This is a genomic window from Streptomyces sp. NPDC043878, from assembly GCF_056435735.1.
In genome coordinates, this window is sequence record NZ_JBWKDW010000026.1 from 1 (window position 1) to 3,483 (window position 3,483).

4 protein-coding genes are annotated in these 3,483 nt (G+C 69.1%); 3 read left to right on the top strand and 1 reads right to left on the bottom strand.

Annotation, left to right across the window (positions count from 1 at the left end):
• Positions 1-345 precede the first annotated feature (345 nt).
• The gene (locus AC07AZ_RS29925) at positions 346-987 is read right to left on the bottom strand and encodes a DNA-3-methyladenine glycosylase (RefSeq protein ID WP_478853198.1); all 642 of its coding nucleotides are present in this window, start codon (positions 985-987) and stop codon (positions 346-348) included.
• A 138-nt stretch (positions 988-1,125) separates the two neighbouring features.
• Here AC07AZ_RS29925 and AC07AZ_RS29930 point away from each other — a divergent pair, with 138 nt between their 5' ends.
• The 3 genes from AC07AZ_RS29930 (at position 1,126) to AC07AZ_RS29940 (ending at position 3,343) form a co-directional block, all read left to right on the top strand.
• On the top strand, positions 1,126-1,908 hold the full coding sequence (locus tag AC07AZ_RS29930) for a sporulation protein (protein WP_478853201.1): 783 nt from the start codon (positions 1,126-1,128) through the stop codon (positions 1,906-1,908).
• Between the two features lie 244 nt (positions 1,909-2,152).
• Positions 2,153-2,692, top strand: a complete 540-nt coding sequence (locus AC07AZ_RS29935; protein WP_478853203.1) for a YbhB/YbcL family Raf kinase inhibitor-like protein — start codon at positions 2,153-2,155, stop codon at positions 2,690-2,692.
• A 144-nt stretch (positions 2,693-2,836) separates the two neighbouring features.
• The gene (locus tag AC07AZ_RS29940; RefSeq protein ID WP_478853205.1) at positions 2,837-3,343 is read left to right on the top strand and encodes an HNH endonuclease; all 507 of its coding nucleotides are present in this window, start codon (positions 2,837-2,839) and stop codon (positions 3,341-3,343) included.
• Positions 3,344-3,483 lie beyond the last annotated feature (140 nt).

A 3,483-nucleotide genomic window follows, 5' to 3' on the forward strand; every position in this document is an offset into this window, starting at 1 on the left:
TGTACTCACCCGAGAGACTCTCTCGCGGCTTTCCTCCGGGCGCTTCCCTTCGGTCTTGCGTTTCCGACTCTATCAGACCGTTTCCGTATCCGATTCCCTGTCGGGGGGTTATGCCGAATGGCTTTGGCTTTCGCTGTCGGCCTTTCGACATTCACTACGTTAGCCGATCCCCCTCGCCAACTCATAATCGAGTCCCGCGAGTCCCGAATTCAGGCATGCACGCACGCCGAATTCGCCCCCGCTGAGGGGGAGGTCGTTGTAGTGGGTTGGCCACTTCCGGCTGCTGGCGATCGCCGTACCCGGTTCAAGCGGCTCGGGCTACGTTACGCACCTTCCCAAGACGCGTCAACTTGGGCGGCGCCGTGGCACATGGGGCCGATAGGGGCTGACCGTCGGGTCGTTCGCGATCCAGAAGCGCCACGGGTGAACACCTCCGTCGCCGGCCACTCCGGTGCGCGGCCCGTTGCGTACCTGGTCGGCGGGCACGGGAGTCCCGGTCAGGACACGCAGCGGGGTCTCGCCGGGGGCACAGGCGTCCGTGCCGTCCAGCGCCCGGTCCACGCCCAGCGCGGTCGCCAGGCGGGCCGGCCCTTTGGCCAGTTCTTTGTCGTTCCGGGCCGAGAGCCTACGTGTGCGGGCCCACTCCGCCCCTTCGACGATCTCACCGGCGCGCAGCAGGACCGCGCTCGAGGTGCCCTCGGGACCGCACACGAGGTTCATGCAGAACCACATGCCATAGGTGAAGTAGACGTACACATGTCCCGGCGGACCGAACATCACGCTGTTGCGGGCCGTGGGGCCGCGATAGGCGTGGGAGCCGGGGTCGTTGGGTCCGTCGTAGGCCTCGACCTCTGTCAGGCGCAGCGTGATCGGACCGTCGGGAGTGCCGCGGACCAGGAGACGGCCGAGGAGGTCGGGCGCGACCTCCAGTACAGGTCGGTCGAAGAACTCGCGCGCGAGGGGCGTACGGTCGGGGGTCGCGATCATGCCGTCCGAGGGTAGTGCAGACGGGTGGAGGCAACGGGGTGGTCAGGGCGCCGTCACCTTGCCAGGGTGAGGACGCGGAACCAGCCGGGGCCGGATCGCGTTTCCAGGGATCAGGGACCCACACATAAAGGGAGTGTCATGGCGTTCAAGAAGCTGCTCGCGAGCCTGGGGGCCGGCGGGGCTTCGGTCGAGACGGTGCTGACCGAGGTCAACGTCGTTCCGGGCGGCGTCGTCCAGGGTGAGGTGCGGATCCAGGGCGGCTCCGTCAACCAGGCCATCGAGGGACTCTCGGTCGGACTGCAGGCCAAGGTCGAGGTCGAGAGCGGCGACGAGGAGTACAAGCAGAACATCGAGTTCACGAAGCTGCGGCTCGGTGGCGCCTTCGAGTTGCAGGCGGGTGCGGTCCACTCGGTGCCGTTCGGGCTCGAGATCCCCTGGGAGACGCCCATCACTACGATCGACGGACAGACGCTGCGCGGCATGAACATCGGGGTGACCACCGAGCTGGCGATCGCCCGCGCCGTGGACTCCGGCGACCTCGACCCGATCAACGTGCACCCGCTGCCCGCGCAGAAGGCCATCCTCGACGCCTTCATCCAGCTGGGCTTCCGCTTCAAGAACGCCGACCTGGAGCGCGGTCACATCCGCGGCACCCGGCAGAAGCTGCCCTTCTACCAGGAGGTCGAGTTCTACCCGCCGTCGCAGTACCGCGGTCTGAACCAGGTGGAACTGAGCTTCGTGGCCGACGAGCACGCGATGGACGTCGTCCTGGAGATGGACAAGAAGCCCGGGCTGTTCAGCGAGGGCAGCGACACCTTCCGCTCCTTCCAGGTCGGTCTGCACGACTACCAGGGCACCGACTGGGCCGGCTATCTCAACCAGTGGCTGTCCGAGGTCGGCAGCAAGCGCAACTGGTTCTAGTGCCGCAACAGGCAACGTTCGCCCCGTCGCGACGCCCCGCACGCGCCCCCACTGCCGTAAGGGCGTGGGAGGTGCCCCCACTCGCCGCACCGGCCGAAAGCCCGAGTACATCCAGTACGAGGACTTCCGGCCGGGGGGACCCCCAGAGCACGCACCGAACGCCGCTCCCTGACGGGCAAACGTCGCCTGCCGCGGCACTAGGCTCGGAACCACCAGTTCCAGGCATCGTTCAGGAGGTAACGAGGTGACCGAGCTCAAGAGGCGGCCGCTCCCCCATGACTTCCATCCGCCCGTGCCGTCGTTCACGGTCACGAGCGAGGACGTCCCGGCGGGCGGGACACTCGAGGACGCTCAGGTCCACGCGGCCGGCAACACCTCACCGCACCTGCGGTGGGAGGGCTTCCCGCCCGAGACCAGGAGTTTCGCCGTCACGTGCTACGACCCGGACGCCCCCACGGGCAGCGGGTTCTGGCACTGGGTGGTGTTCGACATCCCGGCGTCGGTGACGGAGCTGGCGACGGGGGCCGGCACCGGCAGCTTCAAGGGACTCCCGGAGGGCGCCGTCCAGGCGCGCAACGACTACGGGTCGAAGGACTTCGGCGGTGCCGCGCCGCCGCCCGGTGACGGGCCGCACCGGTACGTGTTCACGGTGTACGCCGTGGACGAGGAGAAGCTGGGTCCGGACGCGGACGCCAGTCCGGCCTACGTCGGCTTCAACCTGCGGTTCCACACGCTGGCCCGCGCGCAGCTGATCGCCGAGTACGAGGTGCCTGCCGAAGGATGACGTTCATGGAACGTTTGCCCGCTCCTGGTCTTGGAATTGATCAGGGGCGGGCATTTTTTATTGCGTTGTCCATCTCGGCGTGCCCGGCCAGAGTTGATCCAAGCCCGCCAGAGGGTGGGCCGGTGCGCATGGGAGGTGGGCTGGATGCGGGACACGCTGGTGCTGAACGCGAGCTTCGAGCCGCTGTCGACGGTGACCTTGAATCGAGCCGTCGTTCTGGTGCTCCAGGACAAGGCCGTCGTCGAGCAGGCCCACCCCGAACTGCGCATGCGCGGAGCCGTGGTCGACATACCCGCGCCCCGGGTGATCAGGCTCTGCAGGTACGTACGCGTGCCGTTCCGAAGACAAGCCCCGTGGTCGAGGCGGGGCGTTCTGGTGCGTGACCGGCACAGGTGCGCGTACTGCGGCAGGCGGGCGACCACCGTCGACCACGTGGTGCCGCGCGCCCAGGGTGGCCAGGACTCGTGGCTGAACACCGTCGCCTCCTGCGCCGAGGACAACCACCGCAAGGCGGCCCGCACTCCGGAGCAGGCCGGTATGCCGCTGCTGCGGCAGCCCTTCGAGCCGACTCCGGCGGACGCGATGCTGCTGTCGCTGGGGCACGAGGACTTCGACGCGCTGCCGGAGTGGCTGGCCCAGCCGGCGGCCTAGACGGTGGCTCCACGGCAGCGGGGGGGGGGGGGGGGGGGGGGGGGGGGGGGGGGGGGGGGGGGGGGGGGGGGGGGGGGGGGGGGGGGGGGGGGGGGTGGGGGGGGGGGGGGGTGGGGGGGGGGGTATGGCAGCATGCCCGC